At 37.3% G+C, this 19,373-nt stretch carries 19 protein-coding genes and 1 riboswitch; of the genes, 5 read left to right on the top strand and 14 right to left on the bottom strand.

The window, feature by feature from the left end; genetic code table 11:
- Window positions 1-29: 29 nt before the first annotated feature.
- Window positions 30-132, bottom strand: a riboswitch (SAM riboswitch).
- A gap of 106 nt (window positions 133-238) precedes the next feature.
- Genes hemG through IEW44_RS13495 form a run of 3 tightly spaced genes read right to left on the bottom strand, consistent with a single transcriptional unit; the run spans window position 239 to window position 3,348 of the window.
- Window positions 239-1,636: a protoporphyrinogen oxidase gene (gene hemG, locus IEW44_RS13485; protein WP_188615583.1), complete on the bottom strand. Its 1,398-nt coding sequence runs from the start codon at window positions 1,634-1,636 to the stop codon at window positions 239-241.
- Window positions 1,637-1,655: 19 nt separating this feature from the next.
- Entirely contained in the window at window positions 1,656-2,306 is a 651-nt protein-coding gene (locus IEW44_RS13490; RefSeq protein WP_188615584.1) for a tetratricopeptide repeat protein, read from the bottom strand.
- 13 nt (window positions 2,307-2,319) lie between these two features.
- Window positions 2,320-3,348, bottom strand: coding sequence for a YdcF family protein (locus tag IEW44_RS13495; RefSeq protein WP_188615585.1), 1,029 nt, complete (start codon window positions 3,346-3,348; stop codon window positions 2,320-2,322).
- A 132-nt stretch (window positions 3,349-3,480) separates the two neighbouring features.
- Here IEW44_RS13495 and IEW44_RS13500 point away from each other — a divergent pair, with 132 nt between their 5' ends.
- On the top strand, window positions 3,481-3,915 hold the full coding sequence (locus tag IEW44_RS13500; protein ID WP_188615586.1) for a hypothetical protein: 435 nt from the start codon (window positions 3,481-3,483) through the stop codon (window positions 3,913-3,915).
- Entirely contained in the window at window positions 3,906-4,193 is a 288-nt protein-coding gene (locus IEW44_RS13505; RefSeq protein ID WP_188615587.1) for a DUF2653 family protein, read from the top strand. The genes IEW44_RS13500 and IEW44_RS13505 overlap by 10 nt, the downstream gene beginning before the upstream one ends.
- A 61-nt stretch (window positions 4,194-4,254) precedes the next feature.
- On the opposite strand, the gene IEW44_RS13510 is transcribed toward IEW44_RS13505, so the two are convergent.
- On the bottom strand, window positions 4,255-5,871 hold the full coding sequence (locus tag IEW44_RS13510; RefSeq protein WP_188615588.1) for a long-chain fatty acid--CoA ligase: 1,617 nt from the start codon (window positions 5,869-5,871) through the stop codon (window positions 4,255-4,257).
- Between the two features lie 133 nt (window positions 5,872-6,004).
- Between IEW44_RS13510 and IEW44_RS13515 the strand changes: the two genes are divergently transcribed.
- Window positions 6,005-6,391, top strand: coding sequence for a GyrI-like domain-containing protein (locus IEW44_RS13515; RefSeq protein WP_188615589.1), 387 nt, complete (start codon window positions 6,005-6,007; stop codon window positions 6,389-6,391).
- A 47-nt stretch (window positions 6,392-6,438) separates the two neighbouring features.
- On the opposite strand, the gene IEW44_RS16030 is transcribed toward IEW44_RS13515, so the two are convergent.
- Window positions 6,439-6,561 carry a hypothetical protein gene (locus tag IEW44_RS16030; protein ID WP_268236385.1) on the bottom strand — a complete coding sequence of 41 codons (123 nt, stop codon included), beginning with the start codon at window positions 6,559-6,561 and terminating at the stop codon, window positions 6,439-6,441.
- A gap of 149 nt (window positions 6,562-6,710) precedes the next feature.
- On the opposite strand from IEW44_RS16030, the gene IEW44_RS13520 reads away from it, so the two are divergent.
- Complete coding sequence (locus IEW44_RS13520) at window positions 6,711-7,322, top strand: superoxide dismutase (protein WP_188615590.1); 612 nt, start codon at window positions 6,711-6,713, stop codon at window positions 7,320-7,322.
- A gap of 133 nt (window positions 7,323-7,455) precedes the next feature.
- Here the strand turns inward: IEW44_RS13520 and IEW44_RS13525 are convergent, their stop codons facing one another.
- From IEW44_RS13525 to IEW44_RS13565, 9 genes are all read right to left on the bottom strand, one after another.
- Window positions 7,456-8,601: an acyl-CoA dehydrogenase family protein gene (locus tag IEW44_RS13525; RefSeq protein ID WP_188615591.1), complete on the bottom strand. Its 1,146-nt coding sequence runs from the start codon at window positions 8,599-8,601 to the stop codon at window positions 7,456-7,458.
- Window positions 8,602-8,615: 14 nt separating this feature from the next.
- Window positions 8,616-9,383 carry a 3-hydroxyacyl-CoA dehydrogenase gene (locus IEW44_RS13530; RefSeq protein ID WP_188615592.1) on the bottom strand — a complete coding sequence of 256 codons (768 nt, stop codon included), beginning with the start codon at window positions 9,381-9,383 and terminating at the stop codon, window positions 8,616-8,618.
- 13 nt (window positions 9,384-9,396) lie between these two features.
- On the bottom strand, window positions 9,397-10,545 hold the full coding sequence (locus IEW44_RS13535; protein ID WP_188615593.1) for a thiolase family protein: 1,149 nt from the start codon (window positions 10,543-10,545) through the stop codon (window positions 9,397-9,399).
- A gap of 6 nt (window positions 10,546-10,551) precedes the next feature.
- Complete coding sequence (locus IEW44_RS13540) at window positions 10,552-12,075, bottom strand: class I adenylate-forming enzyme family protein (protein WP_188615594.1); 1,524 nt, start codon at window positions 12,073-12,075, stop codon at window positions 10,552-10,554.
- Between the two features lie 392 nt (window positions 12,076-12,467).
- Window positions 12,468-13,541, bottom strand: coding sequence for a CopD family protein (locus tag IEW44_RS13545; protein ID WP_188615595.1), 1,074 nt, complete (start codon window positions 13,539-13,541; stop codon window positions 12,468-12,470).
- Window positions 13,538-14,071, bottom strand: coding sequence for a copper resistance CopC family protein (locus IEW44_RS13550; RefSeq protein ID WP_188615596.1), 534 nt, complete (start codon window positions 14,069-14,071; stop codon window positions 13,538-13,540). The genes IEW44_RS13545 and IEW44_RS13550 overlap by 4 nt, the downstream gene beginning before the upstream one ends.
- Before the next feature lie 242 nt (window positions 14,072-14,313).
- Window positions 14,314-15,006, bottom strand: a complete 693-nt coding sequence (locus tag IEW44_RS13555; RefSeq protein ID WP_188615597.1) for an AIM24 family protein — start codon at window positions 15,004-15,006, stop codon at window positions 14,314-14,316.
- A gap of 176 nt (window positions 15,007-15,182) precedes the next feature.
- Entirely contained in the window at window positions 15,183-16,391 is a 1,209-nt protein-coding gene (locus IEW44_RS13560) for an RtcB family protein (protein WP_188615598.1), read from the bottom strand.
- Between the two features lie 85 nt (window positions 16,392-16,476).
- The gene (locus IEW44_RS13565; protein ID WP_188615599.1) at window positions 16,477-18,039 is read right to left on the bottom strand and encodes a bifunctional metallophosphatase/5'-nucleotidase; all 1,563 of its coding nucleotides are present in this window, start codon (window positions 18,037-18,039) and stop codon (window positions 16,477-16,479) included.
- A 210-nt stretch (window positions 18,040-18,249) separates the two neighbouring features.
- On the opposite strand from IEW44_RS13565, the gene IEW44_RS13570 reads away from it, so the two are divergent.
- Entirely contained in the window at window positions 18,250-19,335 is a 1,086-nt protein-coding gene (locus IEW44_RS13570; RefSeq protein WP_188615600.1) for a phosphate/phosphite/phosphonate ABC transporter substrate-binding protein, read from the top strand.
- Window positions 19,336-19,373 lie beyond the last annotated feature (38 nt).

The following is a 19,373-nucleotide window of genomic DNA, read 5'->3' on the forward strand; positions in this document are numbered from 1 at the left end:
AAAAGAAGGCGAGTGCGTCTGTGATTTCCTCCTCATCTGTCTAGCGATTAGCTAGCTGGATTTAGCACCTGACTAAAGTTGTTGGTTGCTGAAGCTTCATAGGGCCAGTCCCTCCGCTTCTCTTGATAAGAATTGTATGAATTTTTCAATTATTGTTGTAGGTTATCATAGCTTTATTAACATAGTAAGTCAATACCACTTACCACATTCTACAAAATAAATTACTTTACGACTAAAATTACTGCTCTATTTCAAATAGTTGTTTAAAAACATGCTTTGCTGTTTGTTGCCCATTTGCTATACAAGCACCAATACCAACACCGTAATAAGAGCACCCTGCTAAGTGAACATGTGGATAATATACTGCCATTTGTTGCTCTAATTGTTGTAGCGCCTCTCGATGCGCCAAATCATAACGAGGCATTTGATTTGTCCATTTTGTCACCCGTACGATTTGTGGTTGTGCATCAATGTGCAAACTTTGTTGAATATCTTGTAAACCTATTTGAGCCAGCTCATCTTCTGTCATTTGCTGTAATTCATCGTAGCGTTCATTTGTATTTTTATAAAATAAACGCACTAACAAATTGCCATTTTGAGAGGTATGCTTCCATTTGCGACTTGTCCATGTCGCCGCATTGCATACCACATCAGCATGATGAGAGACAATATAACCTGTACCATCTGCGGGTAGCGAGGCATCTGGAATATCAAAGCCAACATACATCGTAATAACTGAGGCAGTCGTAAACTTTTTAAAGCTCGTTTGTAATGCCGGCACTGGCAATAATTTCGCTATTTGCGCGTTAGGTAGAGCTAAAATCAACTCATCCGCTAGTAATTCACCATCTGATGTATGTAATGTATACTTCCCTTCACAGTTGGCGATGTGTTGTACAGTCGTACTTTTTTTGATCACTGCTTCTGGCACGAGACTTTCAATACGCCGAGCTATTGTATCTAAGCCATGCTTAAACGAAATAAATTTTTTGTCCGCTGTTTTGGCAAATTGCGCTTTATTTGCTTCAAAGCCTTTAATAATACTGCCATACTTGTTTTTATAATCAATTAAATAAGGCAACGTTGAAGCAATGGACAATTCATGTAAATCTCCTGAATAAACACCTGATAGCACAGGCGCAATTTGTTTTTGTACAAGTTCTTCACCTAAGAAATAGGTTAAAAAATCACCAATGGCACTTTCTTTTGTAAAAGTTGTATTCGGTGTTGTTAAATCTTTTAAAGCGGCTTTTTTTCCTGCTTCAGAGATCAGTGTACTTGCCTGTAATGATTCAACACTCATTGGGATGCCAAATACAGCATCTTTAGGAATAGGATGTAATTGGTTATGTGTATAAATGTAAGAGATCCCTGTCTCATTGTAAACAAGCTCATCTTCTAAACCGAGCGCCTTCACTAAGGGCAATACTGCTTCATGTCTTGCCACAATGGAGTCTGCTCCTGTCTCCATAATGAAAGAACCTTCATGCTCACTATGAATTTTACCACCTAAGTATTCATTCTTTTCGATTAATATGATGTGTATAGCCTCTTTATTTTTCGTAGCTAAGCGATGTAATTCATATAATGCTGTAATGCCTGTGATGCCTCCACCAACAATAGCGACTGTTTTCATATTACTCATTCCTCCTCATTCACTTCGTTTCATATTGTTCAGCTAGTTGCGCCCAGTATATAGCTTGTTGTTTGCTTTTTTGAACGCCTATCCCTTGTTCATAAATAGTAGCCAATCTCGCACAGGAGAGTGCATCACCTAAACTTGCTGCTTGTTTATACCAATAACGGCCTTTTTCATAATGGAGGGCACCATCCTCTTGATTATGAAAAATATAGCCTAAATTATATTGGGCATCAATATGGCCTAATTGTGCCGCTTGTTCATACCAGAAAAGAGCTTTTGAAATATTTCGTTGTTGCTGTAGTAAGCCCTCATAATAAATAGACCCCAAATGATATAAGGCTAATAAATCCTGCTGTTGCGCTGCACGTTTATACCAAAAAAGAGCCTGTTCTGGTGACTCTACAATCCCAAGCCCTTTCTCACATAATACACCTAATGTAAACATCGCTTCATGTACACCCATTTTCGCTGCTACTAAAAATAATTGAAAAGCACGTTGCTCATCTTTTTCAACATACTCTCCGTGTAAATACATATCAGCTAAATTGTTTGTAGCGTCTGCATGACCTCGTTGCCAAGCTTGTTCATAATAATGAAAAGCCTGTTGCCAATCGCCACTTTCATACGCTTCATTGCCTTTCAAATAATATTGCTCTACTGACATTGACGTGCCTCCCTTATGTATAGGCTAGCAGTAATAAGCCACACATACCTGTAATCATTAAAAATACGATAATATGATATAACTTATTCATTTCTAATAGACCAATAAACTCTCGTGTAAATGCGTTGGGCACATAATAAAAAGCTGTTTTAGCGCCTACTCCCTCGGCATCAAGCCCCGCTTTACGTGCATAAATACTTGCTCTAAATACATGAAACTCGTTCGTCACAAATACAGAACGATAGGGCTTCCCTTCTGCATGTTGTTCAATTATTTTTTTAGAGAACGCCATATTTTGTGCCGTATTGACAGACTGGTTCTCCACTAAAATATGTGAGGATGGAATATCATAATTAGCCAAAATATATTGCTTCATCGCATCTGCTTCTGCTAATAACTCGTCACTTCCTTGACCACCAGACATAATTAACATAGGTGCAACACCCGTTTTCTGCTTTTTTTTATGATATAACTCAACTGCTTTATTTAAGCGACTTGCTAATAATGGCGGTACCTTATCACCGATCAGGCCTGAACCAAGGGCAATAATGTAGTCAGGCTGATACATCACAGGGGTTAAATGATAAAAAATAGCGTAAGAAATGACACAGCTATATAAAAACATAACGTAGCCAAATAACATGGCAAAATACACATACCCGATCACCATTCGGCCATCCTGAAATTGCCCAGTGAGCACCATAATAATAGGTGTGACGATTAATAAAGTGACACCAACACCAATTAATGCAAAAAAAAGATTTTTTAAACTCTTTCCTTCTTTTTCTAGCAATCGTTTACTATTAAAAAAAGTGCCAATCGTTAAAATAAATATGGTAATCGGTACAAGTGATACTAAAAAGATTAAATACAATATGGTTAATATTTGCGACTGACTACTCACTGTAGGAATGACATCTAATGCTATCTCAAATAAAATAGCAATAACAAGAAAACCAAAGAAAATCGCATTAACAAACCGACGTTTTTCTTTCACATATAAGATTGTAAATAGTAAAAATAATAAAACAATCATAAACATAACACTGTCACTCCCTTCTTTATTCATTTAAGTATAACAAATCCTTTAATTCTACATTAGTATGATTATTTTCTTTTTTTGTCGATGTCATGTAAACTATAAGTAATTAAATTTTTTGGAGGAATTACAACTATGAAAAAATTAGTCGCTGCTCTATTTGCAATGACACTTGTCTTCACGTCAATTGGTAGTTTTTTACCTGTTGATCATGATTACACTGCGGAAGCAAAAGGTTACAAATCAGGTAAAAAAGGATTTAGTAACACAAACAATAATCAATCTAATATTCAAAAGAAAGACCAAAATACCAATAATAAAAACCAATCTCCAGCTGCTAAAAAGAATGACAGCTCTAGCAAAAGTGGTGGCTTAATGAAAGGCCTAATGATGGGTGGTTTAGCTGGTCTTTTATTCGGTGGTCTATTTGGTGGCATGGGCGCTTTAGGCTCTATTTTAGGGTTACTTGTTAATATTGGTGCTATTTTATTAGTCGTATTTTTAGCTGCTAAAATTTGGAGTATGGTCACAAATAAAAAGCGTAAAGAGGATGCTAAAGAATGGAAATAATTAACGAGCAATCTGTCATTGATGCGTTATGTTTATCGCAAGCCTATCATAATGACTTACAACCTCAAGATGTGATGGTGGAGTTAACGTATGATGATGATGAGGGTTTTGGTGCTGAAGTCGAATTTCGTGATGGACGTACTGCATTATTATCACATAGTGATATGATTGGTGCATTACGTGCCTGGGTAAAAGATGTACTACATCTGGACCCTTTCTCTTCAATCATTGAACTTGTTTTAGATGATGAAGAAGGCATTATTGCACATGTAAAATAATAAAATATACCAATAAAAAGTACGCCTACAAACATATGCAGGCGTACTTTTCTTATGTGATTTATTTTTGGCTCAAATAAACGTCAATCTCTTCTCTTATTTTGGCCTTTAAAAATTTACCAACCGATGTTTTTGGGATTTCCTTCACAAAAATTACTTCATCAGGCAACCACCATTTTGCTACGTGAGCTTCTAAAAATTGTAGTAGTTCTTCTTTAGTCGCCTTTGCATTATCTTTTAATACTACACAGGCTAAAGGGCGTTCTTGCCACTTTTCATGAGGCATAGCTACAACAGCTGCTTCAAATACGGCAGGGTGAGACATTAAAGCGTTCTCAAGGTCTACAGAAGAAATCCATTCTCCGCCTGATTTAATTAAATCTTTCGTGCGATCTGTAATACGAATATAACCTTCCTTTGTCATTACAGCAATATCTCCTGTATATAGCCAACCATCTTTAAATGCCTCACTTGAGCGAGCATCTTTATAATATTCATCAGCAATCCAAGGTCCTCTAATCGTTAATTCACCCATCGTGGTATTATCCCATGGTACTTCACCATTTTCATTGATGACGCGCGTTTCAATCAATGGTACCGTTAAGCCTTGTGTAACACGTAAAGCTAATTTATCTTCTTCGCTATATTGTTCGATCTCAGAAGTGAAATTTGATAGGCTCACAACTGGTGAGGTTTCCGTCATACCATATCCTACTAAAAATGGCACGCCAAATTCCTTCTCATATTTTTGTACCAAGCCCTTAGGTGACGCCGAACCACCACTCACTACTAGACGTAAGGAACTGATATTGCGTGGCTTTTTTTCCTGTTCTTGTGCCATACCTAACCATATTGTCGGCACACCTGCTGTTAAGGTTACTTTTTCTTGCTCAATCAAATCTAATAATAAACTAGGCGTAAACATAGGCCCTGGTAAGACTTGTGTAATACCAAAATTCACACCTGCAAATGGCATGCCCCAAGCATTAACATGGAACATTGGCACAACAGGCATAATAACGTCTTTTTCGCTAAGGGCTAATGTATCTTTTAAACCACTAAGTAAACTATGCAACACTAAACTCCTATGGGTGTACGTCACACCTTTTGGCATACCTGTTGTTGCACTTGTATAACACATACCTGCTAATGTATTTTCGTCTAAATCTAAAGGAAACGCAAAATCAGGTGATGCGGCTTGTACTATTGTTTCATAATCATACAATTCAATGCCTTCGGGAGCAGCTGGTAACTCGCTATTATCTTGCATCAAGATAATTTTCTTTACGGTTTTAAAATGCGGAATTAATGGGGTTAATAAGGGATAGAGATCGCCATCTATTAGTAAAATCTCGTCTTCTGCATGATTCACGACATAGGCAATATGTTCAGGAGCTAAACGAATATTAATCATGTGTAAAATAGCACCTGCACATGGCACTGCAAAATACGCCTCTAAATGGCGATGATGATTCCATGCAAAAGAACCGACCTTCATTTCTTTTGTCATACCTAACTTTGTAAGTGCATCTGCTAATTGATGTGTCCGCATGACATAATCTTTGTAAGTAATGCGATGTGTCTTTGTCTCACTTGTTCTTGAAATAATCATTTTATTCGGGAAATACCTTTTAGCGCGGTCCAAAAAACTAGTCAACAACAATGGTGTGTTCATCATAATTTTCACTTCCCCTCTTTAGTTAGCTTTTATTATACATTAAACAGAATATTTTGACACTTATTATATTATTACTTTAATTTACAATCACTAAATATAATCATGCTACAATGAAAAGAGAGGAGAGGATACAATGGAAAAAACCGTTTATATATTAGCAGAAACACGCACGAACAATTTCAATGATAAAGATATACAAGAAAAGATTAGCAACGTTTGGCATGAAGCTAGGGAGAAAAATGAAGACGGGGTGCTGTTTGGTATTTATCACAATTATGCAGGTAATTACAAAGATGATTACACATTATCCATTGCCACATCAACACCTGTTGGTAACAAGATGATTACAATTCCTGATAATAATTACACCACATATGTAACAGAGCGCAATCATATTTTTGATACTTGGGAACAAATTTGGCAAGCTGAGGAGGATCATGTATTGCAACGCGATTATAAATTTGATTTTGAGCGCTATTTGCGTGATGGTTCTGTTCAAATTTTTATAGGCAAGAAATAACTTTAAAAAAGTGGTAAGGAATATTATAGCTCCTTGACCACTCTTTTTTATTTCATGAAACACTCCATTACAACTAAACTAATTGCTGTTAATAATAATGCCACATGCCACATACAAATAGGGGGTCTTTGTTTTTGCATATTTTTATCTTCTGAGTGTAATGATTTCATAGTACAACTCACACAAAAATATCGCTTCATCTTTTCACCTCTATTTCAGTATACCTGCTTGTAAAAGACTTGCCTTCTTTTTCGATTTGCGTTAAAGTTTCCTTAAGGAAACTTAATTTCCTAAAAGAAAATGAGGGAGTGGAATAACTTTGACCATATTTGAATTACCGAAATTACCTTATGCTGTGGATGCATTAGAACCTTATCTTGATGCACGTACCTTGGAAATACACCATGGTAAACACCATGCGACATACGTAAACAACTTAAATGCAGCACTTGAGGGGCATAATGATCTACAAAGTAAAAGCATACGTGAGATCTTAACCCATTTAGACCAAGTCCCTGAAGATATTCGAACTGCTGTACAAAATAATGGTGGTGGACATTACTGCCACTCTTTATTTTGGGAGTCTATGAAACCTAATGGTGGTGGCGAACCTACTGCTGATATTAAACGCGAAATCGAAAAATACTTTCACACATTTGATAATTTCCAAGACCAATTATCAAAAGCAGCTGTAAGTCGATTTGGTAGCGGCTACGGCTGGCTTGTCGAGCATAACGGACAACTTGAAGTATTAAGTACCGCTAATCAAAATACACCATTACAAGAAGGCAAAAACCCGTTATTAATTATTGATGTATGGGAGCATGCCTATTATTTAAAATATCAAAATCGCCGTCCTGAGTTTGTCACAAATTGGTGGCATACCATTGATTGGGATATTGTGAACGACCGCTTATTACAAACAAAATAATTTCTTTTACAGCAACCAAAAACTGCCCCTGATTATTTTCAAGGGGCAGTTTTATTAGTTGTTTGAGTTAAACATAATAATAAACTTCAACATCTTAAAAATGTAAAACACACTGTCTCGTACAAAATCATACTTATGATAATCCTAAATTTTTAGCAATGATAACTTTCATAATTTCATTCGTGCCTGCATAAATCGACATGACAGGAATATCGCGATAACGTCTTGCAATTTTATACTCTTCCATATAACCATAACCACCATGTAATTGCATACATTCAGCAGAAATCTCACGGGCTGTTTCTGTTATCCAGTATTTTGCCATCGAAACTTTAGTGACAACATCTTTCCCTGCCATATGTTCTTCAATTAGCGACTCTAAAAACGTTCGCCCTAATTCCATTTTTGTTGCCATTTCCGCCATTTTAAATTGCGTATTTTGGAAAGAGGCAATTTTAGCTCCGAATGCTGTCCGTTCTTGAATATACTGTTTTGTCAGTTCAAACATATCTTCAGAGGCAATTTGTGCAGATAAAGCTACAACAAGTCGCTCTTGCTGAAGCTTCTCCATTAAATAAGTGAATCCCTTACCTTCTTCACCTAATAAATTTGCAACGGGCACACGACAGTCTTCAAAGTAAAGCTCCGCAGTATCTTGTGAATGCATGCCTACTTTGTCTAACTTACGCCCTTTAGTGAAACCTTCTGTGTCACCTTCAATCACTAGCAAACTTACGCCTTTATGTCGTTCTTGTGGGTTTGTCTTGACGGCTACAACAGCTAAATTAGTATGAATACCATTTGTTATAAATGTTTTTTGTCCATTTACAATATAATAATCACCATCGCGTATTGCGGTTGTTTTGATATTCGCTAAATCAGAACCTGTACCAGGCTCAGTCATTGCGACAGCAGTAATATATTCCCCTGTTACACAGCCTGGTAGCCAACGTTTTTTTTGTTCAGGTGTACCATACGACTCAAGATATGGCACTACAATGTCATTATGTAAACCTACACCTGTTAACCCTGCGCCAACCCGTTCCATCTCTTCACCAATAATCACACCAAAGCTAAAATCTAAATTCAATCCCCCGTATTCCCCATCTACTTGTGGACATAAAAAGCCCATCTCACCAAGCTTTAACCAAAATGATTGTGGGATTAACTTGTCTTTCTCCCACTGTTCATAATGTGGTACTGCTTCATCTGTTAAAAATTTGCGTAGTGACTTACGAAATAATTCATGTTCAGTTGTTTCAAAACGATAACGTGCCATACTTAACAGCCCCTTTACTTTGGTTGCATACGAACTGCACCATCTAATCGAATGACTTCTCCATTCAATAAAGTGTTACGTACAATGGACTCCACTAATAAAGCATACTCACTTGGTTTCCCTAAACGCTGCGGGAATGGGGTCATCTTAGCCAGTGCATCTTGTGCTGGCTCTGGTAAACCTGCAAACATAGGCGTTTCAATTAAACCTGGTGCAATCGTCATCACGCGAATGCCTTTTTCAGCTAACTCGCGAGCTAATGGCAAGGTCATCGCTACCACACCACCTTTAGAAGCACTGTAGGCGGCTTGTCCAATTTGACCATCAAAAGCTGCCACAGATGCTGTATTCACAATAATCCCACGTTGCCCATCTCTATCTGGGGTATTATGTTGCATGGCATTTGCGGCAATACGTATCACATTAAATGTGCCTAATAAATTGATACGTAATACTTGTTCAAATTGCGCCAAACTATGCATCCCTTTGCTTGATAACACTTTAGCTGGCGGGGCAATACCTGCACAGTTTACTACAAGATTAATACAACCGTATTTTTCTGTAGCTTGATTGACTGCTCGCTCAACAGAAGTCTCATCTGTAACATCTGTTTTAATAAACAACATTTGCTCATGAGCTGCCTGAACTAATACTTGCCCTTTTTCTTCATTTAAATCTAACAAAACAGCCTTACCACCATTGGCTACAATATGTTTAGCTGTTGCCTCCCCCATACCTGAAGCACCGCCTGTAATGAGTGCCACTACCTCTTTTAATTCCATTGTGTTGTCCCCCTTATAATCGTTCAATAATCGTAGCATTTGCCATACCCATACCTTCGCAAATCGCTAATAAACCATATCGTTGATTTTCTCGATGTAGACGATGTACCATCGTTGTGATTAATTTTGTACCTGTTGCACCGAGCGGATGTCCTAATGCAATCGCTCCACCATCTACATTTAATTTAGTAGGATCTGCTTTTACGTCATGTAACCATGCTAATGGTACAGGTGCAAATGCTTCATTCACCTCATAGGTATCCATATCAGCCAAGCTTAAACCTGCCTTCATCAATACTTTTTTTGTGGCAGCAATAGGGCCAGTTAACATTAATGTAGGGTCAGAACCTACAACACTTCTTGCCACAATTTTTGCTAAAGGTTTAACACCAAGTTCATCTGCTCGTTCACGTGACATTAATAACACAGCTGAGGCGCCGTCACTCATTTGGCTCGCATTACCTGCTGTGATTACCCCGTCCTCTTTAAATACTGTGTTTAGTGTAGCTAATGTGTTAGCCGTTGTACCTGCTCTAGGGCCCTCATCGGTATCAAAAATATACGTTTCTCCATTATCATTCCTTACTTCAACACCTATAATCTCCTGTTTAAAGTGACCATTAGCTATGGCTTGGAGGGCACGTGTATGACTATTTGCTGCATATTCATTTAAAGTTTCAGCACTTAACTGCCATTTCTCAGCAATGCGTTCTGCAGATAAGCCTTGATGAATAATGTCATGTTGTTTTGTTAAGGCAACACTCGGCTTTACATCCATATAATTAGAGCCCATAGGCATTCTTGTCATGCTTTCTACGCCACCTGCAATTACAATATCCATATCGCCTGCTAAAATGGCTTGTGAGGCAAAATGCAAGGCTTGTTGACTAGAGCCACATTGACGGTCAATGGTCACCCCTGGTACGTGTGTAGGGAACCCTGCAATCAATAATGCTGTACGTGCAATGTTGCCTGCTTGTTCGGCACTTTGCGTGACACACCCTAGAATGACATCTTCAATTTCTTCTTTATCAACCTTTGCTCGTTGCACAACTTCATTCAAGACGATAGCAGCTAAATCATCCGCTCTTGTATGACGTAACGCTCCTTTTCGTTTACCTACTGCTGTTCTAACTGCAGCCACAATCACAACTTCTCTCATCCTTATCTACCCCTCTTTCATAAATGCATCTCTTAGCTGATATTTCAATATTTTCCCTGATGTATTACGTGGTAAAACATCTACATATAAAATTTGTCGTGGTACCTTATAACCAGCAATACGCTCTCGGCAATATGTTAGCAATGCTTCTTCATCAATTTTTTCGTTTGGTTTTGGCACAAGTACAGCTGTGACGGTTTCGCCCCATTTCTCGTCTGGCAAACCAATTGTTGCTGCTTCTAATATTTGTGGGTGACTATTTAATACTTGTTCGACTTCAACAGAATATACATTTTCCCCACCTGAAATAATCATATCTTTTTTACGATCAACAATTGTAATAAAGCCATCTTCATCAACTGTTGCTAGATCACCTGTCATTAACCAACCGTCTCTAAACGTTTTCTGTGTCTCCTCTGGCTTGCGATAATACTCTTTCATAATGGTTTCACCTTTTAAAACAAACTCACCTGTTTCACCTGGTTTAACATCTTCCATATCATCATTTACCACACGAGCAATTAATAAAGGCATTGATTTGCCACCCGCACCGATTTTTTCAGCATGCTCCTCTGGTGTTAAATACGTACCTCCTGGCCCCGCTTCTGTTAAACCACATAAATTATAAAATTGGTCTGTGCCAAACAACGCAATTGCATCATTAATCAGTTTTGGTGCCATTGGGGCAGCCCCGTAAAAACATGCTCGCAAAGAACTTAAATCATATTGATTGTTATTTGGGACGTTTAAAATGGCATTATACATGGCTGGTACACCAAATAATGTGGTTACTTTGTAGCGCTCAATATCTTCTAACACTTGTACAGGATTAAAATCACGATGCACGATGCATGTCATACCTGCTGCTATAGCTGTATTATTAATTAAATTCAATTGTGCCGAATGAAACATAGGGGCCATGCAAATCGTAACGTCTTGACGACTAAATTGACTAATTAGAGTAAAGGCCGTACTCACATTGATAATTGCTTGGTGATGAAATAGTGCTCCCTTTGGGTAACCCGTTGTCCCTGATGTGTATAAAATCTCAGCATCGTCTAGGATGGAGACATGTATATTGGGCTGTACTACACTACTTGACAAGAATTGTTCCCAACTTGTATTCTCTCCTGATTGGGATTGAGGCACACTTACAATAGGCACAGATTTTGTTAGGGTGGCATTTACTGTTTCTAATAATGCTTCGGATATTTCATCTCCGATAACAAGATCTGCCTCAGATTGACTTAAAATATATTCTGTTTCAATAGCAGTTAATCTAAAGTTCACAGGTACAGCCACACAACCCGCTCTTGCAATGCCATAAAAAACTATCATGAAGTAGTCTGAGTTCTTCATGAAAATGGCCACTTTACTTCCTTTTTTATATCCCTTTTCAATTAAGGCATTAGCTACCCGATTAACCTCGTCATTGAACGCCTCATATGTATATTGACGTTCACCAAAAATGACAGCTATTTTCTCTGGATGTCTTTGGGCATTTAAAGCTAAAACAGTACTTAAATCCATAAAACGACCTCCTAAACAGAATTTTCTGACTTCATAACTATTTTTAGTTTAGCAACCGTTTTTTATTACTGCAAGTGCCTATTTTTATTATTCCAAAAAATCTTTAACATATTATTATTTCAAGATAAATTTATATACCTATCGAATTTGCATATTTTTTGTACTTTATACGTTTTAAATTATGTAAAAATAATGATTAGCTCAAACAAATAAATTTTTCAACAATAGTAAATTGATCAAGTAATATGAGAGGGTGCTTCCAAAACTTATTTTATCTCACATCGTTTAGGATAACTTGTACGTTTTATTAAATTGGAATAACAGAAGAGAAAGCAAATAAGTGATAAAGGAGAAAATATACGCTGCCCTTTACCACTTATTTTGCACGCTATTTAGCTAATTTGAATACTTGAAAGTATGGCGATATACATGATACTACTTACCATAACCGTTAATACTATAGTTAGCCATATGGTATATTCTTTAACAAAGGAATAAATCATACACACCATTATCATCCCCGTCACCACAATGCCTAGAATCGCTGTGTATGACACTGTTAAAGAAATAGTAGATGTTGTAGTTATATTTAGGTCTAGCCATTGCTGGATCAATATTGGAATGGCTTCGTTTGTTACTATCACATTTTGTGGTGGCTCTTGATTACTTAAATAAGCGGTTATTGTGAATATGAGCAGTAAAACTATTGTCTCCACTCGTAGCCAAGGTAAAGGATTAAATGAAGGTTGTTGAAGTATACGTTTTTTTATCAGCACCCCATTCATTAATGCGTAATATAAGACTGGTAGCATTAAGATATTTTTCCACAGTAGAGCATGACCATATGATGTGTACCAAGAAGCAGGGTAACTTGGTATGATCAACCATAAAGCTAAAACGCCTGTTATTGCCATGCCAACTAAACAAGTCATAGCGAGTTTAGAAAACCATTGCAAAAATGATAACCAATGCTTAGTATCCTTAGCTAAAACGCTCAACCACAATAACACACCTACCCACATGCTTACAGCAAAAATATGCATCGTTTGAATGAGGGCTCCTGTATAAGGTTTTGTGGCATTGATATGACTGCCCCATGCCAAACCTATAATTAATAACAAGCTTAATACTAAGCCTACAATACGCGATGCCTTTGTCTCGCTGGCTCGTTTAATATATCCCATTAATATGATTGTTACGATAATAACCCATAAGGTTACTTTGCCCTTTTCATACGTCAAAAAGTACGTTGCCATACTCGTTGCCAGCGTATTTTTTTGCATTAAAAACAGCAAAATGGGTATCGACTGTAATAACATAATCAACATAATACAACTCGTTGCTATAAAGACAATGTATTTGGATAAATGTAATGTCGGCTTAGCGGTTTTGGGGGTAGATCGTAAAATAAAGTAACCGACAATTAGGGATAAACAAATATATTGGGACAGTTTTAACCAAATCATGCCCGTTTCTTTCTTGTTAAAATAAAGCCAACAATCACAACGGCTAATACTATAATGCCAATCAAAAAGAGATAATTGTTTTTTTCTTTTGACTGTTCATCATTAGCTTTTTGAGTATCACGTGTTGTTTTTTCTCCAGAAGCAACCACTGGTTTGTCTGTCGTTTTTTCTGTTGTAGTATTTGCTTGTTCAACAGTAAAAGTAATATTACCATCTAGCAAATGACCATCCGCACCAATAATTTGCCATACCGCTGTATATTCACCATTTGTTAAAGGTTGCGCCATAGTACCTGTCAAGGTAGCATCTTGATGTGTCATTTCCATAGCGACAAGCTCACCAGCACTATCTTTCAATTCGAATGTACTACCTTCTTCCAACTTACCTTCAAAGACTAATTGTACTGTTGTTAAGTCTTTTGTTATGATTGCGCCATCCTCTGGGTTAGAATGACTTAAATGTGTATGTGCAAACGCACTATTCATCCATAACAATAGTAACATAGGACAAATCAGTATTATTTTTCGCATATGTCTCCTCCTTTTGAATACTTCACACTATAACTAAAAAATGTGAAATTTGATTGAAAAAAGAGTGAAAAGATATAAAAATATTTCGAATAAAAGATATTTATACCTTAAGCTTGTTTTAGCACCTTATATATTTTCCAAAATAAGCGGAACACCTGCAATACTACCAAATATAGTTAAGTAGCTTTTTCCACATAAAAAAAGCACTATGAGTATGATACTGCTCATAGTACTTAATTTACTTAACCTTCTGTGTGTGCGTGATATACTTCCTCAAATGGTTGTACAATAACAAAGCCCTCGCCTGAGAATGCCATTTGTATGGACTCCCCGCTTCCACGGCCAATCAATGTGCGGAAGCTAACATCTGTTTTAAACTCTGGAGTTAGATTGCCTGACCACGCGACTGTGGCATGTGGGTCTGTGTAAATCGTTTCGCCTGGTTTCACTACTAAAGTAAGCGGCTCAAAATGTGTAGTTATGGCTACTTTGCCATAACCTGAAAGTGCCACATTAAACAAACCACCCGACATAATACCTGCCATTTTACGCATTAATTTGATATCCCAATCAATAGATGATTCAAATGCTAATAAATCATTACCATTCACGCATAATTTATCATTTTGCAAATCAAAGATTGTAATTTTTTTACCTTGGTCAGCCAGATATAAACGACCATTTCCTGTCGCTTTCATTAATGATGTACCTTCTCCAGTGAAGGCTTTTTTAAACATCTTACCAAGGCCATGTTCGAGTACACGTTCACGTTCAAATCGAATACCACCTGTATAAGAAATCATAGCTCCCATTTTAGACCATACTTCCCCGTCTAAATTTACTTCTAGTACACGCTCTGTTTCTAATTGAAAGAAATCGTTTTTTGTATCATCTTGTTGCGTTTGTTGAATGAAATCTTGTAATGTTTTTGCCAACTTGACTCACTCCCTTTCATTTATTTACGGGCTATCGCTTAAAAGGTTACGCATTTCATAGCTATTTCTTAGTCTCTATTCCCCTATTAATCATGTTTTATGCAGTGACAATAGAAAAACACCTCATTCACTAACACACTTTGTAAGCGGTATGTCTCGTAAATAAGGTGATTACTTTAATCTTTATAAGGGTCAAATTCATTTGCTCCTGCCATCGCAACACCGATTGGGCGTAGCGTGTGCAAAATATCTAATGTTCCTTGATGAGCATCTAAAACCGTTTGTAACTTGCGATAAACAAAAGGGCTTTCGTCTGTTCCACCACCGCGCAGTTCAATGCCATATTCTTTAACTGCTTGTTGCATTTGATAAGGTACAATCTTGCCACCTGTTCGTTTTCTTGTTTTCCAGTTCATTTTCCCTGCGGCTTCTGTTCGACTCATAATACGGCCAGCACCATGTACTGTACTATGCCATGCATTATTATTTTGTTCATTATCCTTGCCTCGTACAATGACTGATTTATCACACATGCTACCACCAATAAAGCCTAATTGATTGGGAGCACTAGGTGTAGCACCTTTACGTACAACAATATATTGCTGTCCGTTATGTTGTTCTTTCCATGCAAAATTGTGATGATTATGCACTTCCATTGTAGTTCTAGCCCCTAAAATGTCTAGTACCTCATCCATCACAACATCGCGGCCCGCATAAGCATAACGCCCTGCTAATGTCATAGCCTTCATATAGAGTTCGCCAATTTCTGTATCTACATGTAGTAATGTTGGTTTTTGTTCCATACGCTCACCAGGTGCTTTATCTAAAAACGATCGACCAGCAGCAATATTTAAAAATCCGCTTGCTGTTTTATGTCCAAAGCCTCTGCTACCAAAATGATTAGCTACCCAAACTGCTCCTGTTGCTTCTTCGACAAACAAGTCGACAAAGTGGTTACCTGAACCTACTGTACCTAGTTGTTCATAAGCGAGCTTTTTTAATATATCATGCTCTTGTTGTCCAAAAGCCTTGTAAACTGCCCAGTCAGCATCATCAAATACTTCATGGTCTATTTTCTTTTTATTTTTACGCCCAATGCCAAACGAAATGCGTTTAGCCACGTCATCCATAATCCAAGCTAAATCTTCTTTTATATCATCATAGTATAAATTAGTACGCACTGCTTTATTGCCACATGCAATATCATAACCTACGCCAGATGGTGCCACTTGATTATGATAAGCAATGACACCGCCTACTGGTTGACTATACCCATAATGACCGTCTGCACAGAGCACGCCACCTGCTACGTCGCCTGTTTGTAAACATGTATTAAATTGACGTAACGTTTGTTCTTCGTGTTGTCCAAATATCGTTGTCTTCATTGATTAATCAAAAGCCTCTTTTCTTCACTATATATTTTTGTGATTATGTCATGTTTAGTGAGCTTTTGCAACCTTCTTGTAGTGATTAATAGTAGATTTTCCAATTATGATTACAAGTTGCCTCAATAATAGGGTGTTGAATAAAGTAATCTGCAATAATCTCCGTCATATCCATCTGAATATCTTTAATCACTGTCTTACCTTTAAACATATCAAAATGCCCAGCGCCTGTTGCACGGTAATTATTCATCACCACATCGTATGATGCTGTCATGTCTAATGGTTGATGCTGATACGTGATATTTACTACTCGTTGTCCAATGGGTTGCCTAATATCAAATGCATAAGTGATCCCTTCCCACATATCATAGTTGTAAGGCTCTGCCTTGGGATAGGTAAAAGCGCTTGATACAACAAGTTGTCCTTTCTCTGTAAGCTCGAAATATGTGGCACATTGCTCTAAAGCATCTTTAATGTCCTGACCAGTTAAGCGCAATACGACTAATGTATTGGGATAAATATAGTTGGTTACAATGTCTCGCATCGTGACTTCATTAGGTAGCCCCCCCGGCTCATCATGAAATAAGGATGTAGCAGATATTGAAGCACCTGAGACTGCCATTTGAATACGGTTAATTAACTCTACATAAGGGTGCTCTGTCACTCTTGCTTGAAAGGCATCTTCAAATTGAATGGAACCAATCACATGCCCGATTGGCTCATCTAGCCACTGCTCTGTTGCTTCGTACACTTCATGATGTAACCGTTCAATCTCTTGATTCATGCTTGTAGTTTCGGTGATTGGTAGTAAAGTTGGCTCATGGGTCAATGTCACAATTTCACCTGTTGTATCATACGTAATATCTACCGTGATACAGCCTAAATGAGTACCTTTAGTGCCCGGTTGAACGACGGATTTGCCATGTATTTTCGTTTGAATAAGACGGTGCTGATGCCCAGTAATAATTATATCGACACCTTCTAACTCCTCACATAATTGATAACCTTCATTCTCACCTGTTGTTTCGATTTTTTTACCTGTTTCAAGGTCATTTTCAAACCCGCCATGATAGGCAATTACAATAAGATGGGGGGCTTCATGCTCTTTAATGTACGGAAGCCATTGTTTCGCCGTATCAACAGCGCTTTTAAAATGCCAACCTTTTATATGCTTAGGCGCCTCCCATACAGGAATAAACTGCGTTGTTAAACCTAAAATAGCTACTTTAATTTTTGCTATCTCTTTTATGATATAAGGCTCGAAAACGACATTTCCCTCATCATCTACCATATTCGCCACTATATAAGGGAAATGCGCCTCTTTTGCAACTTGTTTTACAAGTACATGACCATAATTAAATTCATGATTGCCTAACACAGCCGCGTCATAACGAAGGTGATTGGCAACTTTTATCATGGCATTTTCACTAATGGACGTTTTTTTATATTGATAATAGGTTAATGGGCTTCCTTGAATAAAATCACCATTTTCAATGAGTAGCGAGGGCGCTTTCTCTCTCTGTTTTTCAATGATTGTGGCTAACTTACCTAAACCTAATGTTTCATTTTTATCAGCACTAAAACGTGTTGGCATTACATAACCATGTATATCGCTAGTCGCTAATATTTGAATTTTTTTATGTGTCATACATTCGCACCCTTTCATTAAAATTCGTCATACGTCAACTGCTTATTATACGTTTCCATACACTCCCATTGATATTTAAATGATATTTTTAATTATTTATTAATATTTTTTACTTAAAGTTAACATTTATTCACATAAATCCTATTACTCTTCATTTTTCTTTACGTTATACTTGGTATCGCATTACATTTCCTAGGAGGGTTATGAAAGATGAAAAAATTATGGTTTTTAGCAATGTCATTATTATTACTTGCTGTGTTAGCTGCTTGTGGCAGTGACAATAAAGATGACAAAGATACTAAAGATGATGGCAGTAAAGAGGGCGATAATGCTACTGCTGAAGACAGTAATACAAAGATTGAAGAATTATCAATCGGTTTCGTTCCTTCACGTAATCCAGATGAAATTATTACAGCAACTGAACCACTTAAAGCTTTATTAACAGACCAACTTGCGAAGGAAGGCTATGATGTCGAAAATATCGACATTACAGTTGGTACAAGTTTTGAGGCTGTTGGTGAAGCATTATCAGCAGGTACTACAGATATTGGATTAATTCCTGGCGGCACTTATGTATTATATGACGATGGTGCAGAAGTTATTTTAACAGCAACACGTGCAGGGCTTAGCAATGACTCAGATGACCCTGTTGAGTGGAATAAAAATAAACCTACAGAAGCAACAGATGAGCAAACGACATCTTACCGTGCATTATTAATTGCTGGTCCATCCGAAAAAGGACAAGCACTTGCTAAAAAAGTGAATGATGGTGAGAAGCTAACGTTTGAAGACTTAAACGATGCTAGTTGGAATGTGATGTCTCCATCATCACCAGCAGGTTACATTTATCCTGCATTATGGTTAAAGGAAAACTTTGATAAAACGATTCCTGATTTATCTAAAGTTGTACAAGCAGACTCTTATGGTAACGCCTTTGCCCGCTTAGCTGCTGGTCAAGCTGATGTACTCGTTGCCTATGCTGATGCTCGTCGTGATTTTGAAGAAAATTGGGAAGCCGAGTTTGACCGTAAAGCTTCGATTTGGGATGAGACAAATGTCATTGGTGTAATGCCTCCTATTTATAATGACACTATTAGTGTAAGTAAAAATTCAGACATTATGGATGATGACTTAAAAACAGCATTACAAAAAGCTTTCATTGAGATTGCTAAAACAGATGAAGGTAAAGAAGTTATCGGCATTTACAGTCATGAAGGCTACACAGAAGCAAAAGATGCGGACTACGATAAAGAGCGTGAAGCACAAAAATTACTACAAGAAATTGATACGAAATAAAACACAAGAGATGTCCGAATGGTCAAGTTGACAATCTG

It is taken from the genome of Lysinibacillus alkalisoli (assembly GCF_014643595.1).
GTDB lineage: Bacteria > Bacillota > Bacilli > Bacillales_A > Planococcaceae > Metalysinibacillus > Metalysinibacillus alkalisoli.

Excerpts from the sequence above, each read along its gene's own strand:
- hemG (WP_188615583.1), bottom strand. The coding sequence starts at position 1,636 with ATGAAAACAGTCGCTATTGTTGGTGGAGGCATCACAGGCATTACAGCA.
- IEW44_RS13490 (WP_188615584.1), bottom strand. The coding sequence starts at position 2,306 with ATGTCAGTAGAGCAATATTATTTGAAAGGCAATGAAGCGTATGAAAGT.
- IEW44_RS13495 (WP_188615585.1), bottom strand. The coding sequence starts at position 3,348 with ATGTTTATGATTGTTTTATTATTTTTACTATTTACAATCTTATATGTG.
- IEW44_RS13500 (WP_188615586.1), top strand. The coding sequence starts at position 3,481 with ATGAAAAAATTAGTCGCTGCTCTATTTGCAATGACACTTGTCTTCACG.
- IEW44_RS13505 (WP_188615587.1), top strand. The coding sequence starts at position 3,906 with ATGGAAATAATTAACGAGCAATCTGTCATTGATGCGTTATGTTTATCG.
- IEW44_RS13510 (WP_188615588.1), bottom strand. The coding sequence starts at position 5,871 with ATGATGAACACACCATTGTTGTTGACTAGTTTTTTGGACCGCGCTAAA.
- IEW44_RS13515 (WP_188615589.1), top strand. The coding sequence starts at position 6,005 with ATGGAAAAAACCGTTTATATATTAGCAGAAACACGCACGAACAATTTC.
- IEW44_RS16030 (WP_268236385.1), bottom strand. The coding sequence starts at position 6,561 with ATGAAATCATTACACTCAGAAGATAAAAATATGCAAAAACAAAGACCC.
- IEW44_RS13525 (WP_188615591.1), bottom strand. The coding sequence starts at position 8,601 with ATGGCACGTTATCGTTTTGAAACAACTGAACATGAATTATTTCGTAAG.
- IEW44_RS13530 (WP_188615592.1), bottom strand. The coding sequence starts at position 9,383 with ATGGAATTAAAAGAGGTAGTGGCACTCATTACAGGCGGTGCTTCAGGT.
- IEW44_RS13535 (WP_188615593.1), bottom strand. The coding sequence starts at position 10,545 with ATGAGAGAAGTTGTGATTGTGGCTGCAGTTAGAACAGCAGTAGGTAAA.
- IEW44_RS13540 (WP_188615594.1), bottom strand. The coding sequence starts at position 12,075 with ATGGATTTAAGTACTGTTTTAGCTTTAAATGCCCAAAGACATCCAGAG.
- IEW44_RS13545 (WP_188615595.1), bottom strand. The coding sequence starts at position 13,541 with ATGATTTGGTTAAAACTGTCCCAATATATTTGTTTATCCCTAATTGTC.
- IEW44_RS13550 (WP_188615596.1), bottom strand. The coding sequence starts at position 14,071 with ATGCGAAAAATAATACTGATTTGTCCTATGTTACTATTGTTATGGATG.
- IEW44_RS13560 (WP_188615598.1), bottom strand. The coding sequence starts at position 16,391 with ATGAAGACAACGATATTTGGACAACACGAAGAACAAACGTTACGTCAA.
- IEW44_RS13565 (WP_188615599.1), bottom strand. The coding sequence starts at position 18,039 with ATGACACATAAAAAAATTCAAATATTAGCGACTAGCGATATACATGGT.
- IEW44_RS13570 (WP_188615600.1), top strand. The coding sequence starts at position 18,250 with ATGAAAAAATTATGGTTTTTAGCAATGTCATTATTATTACTTGCTGTG.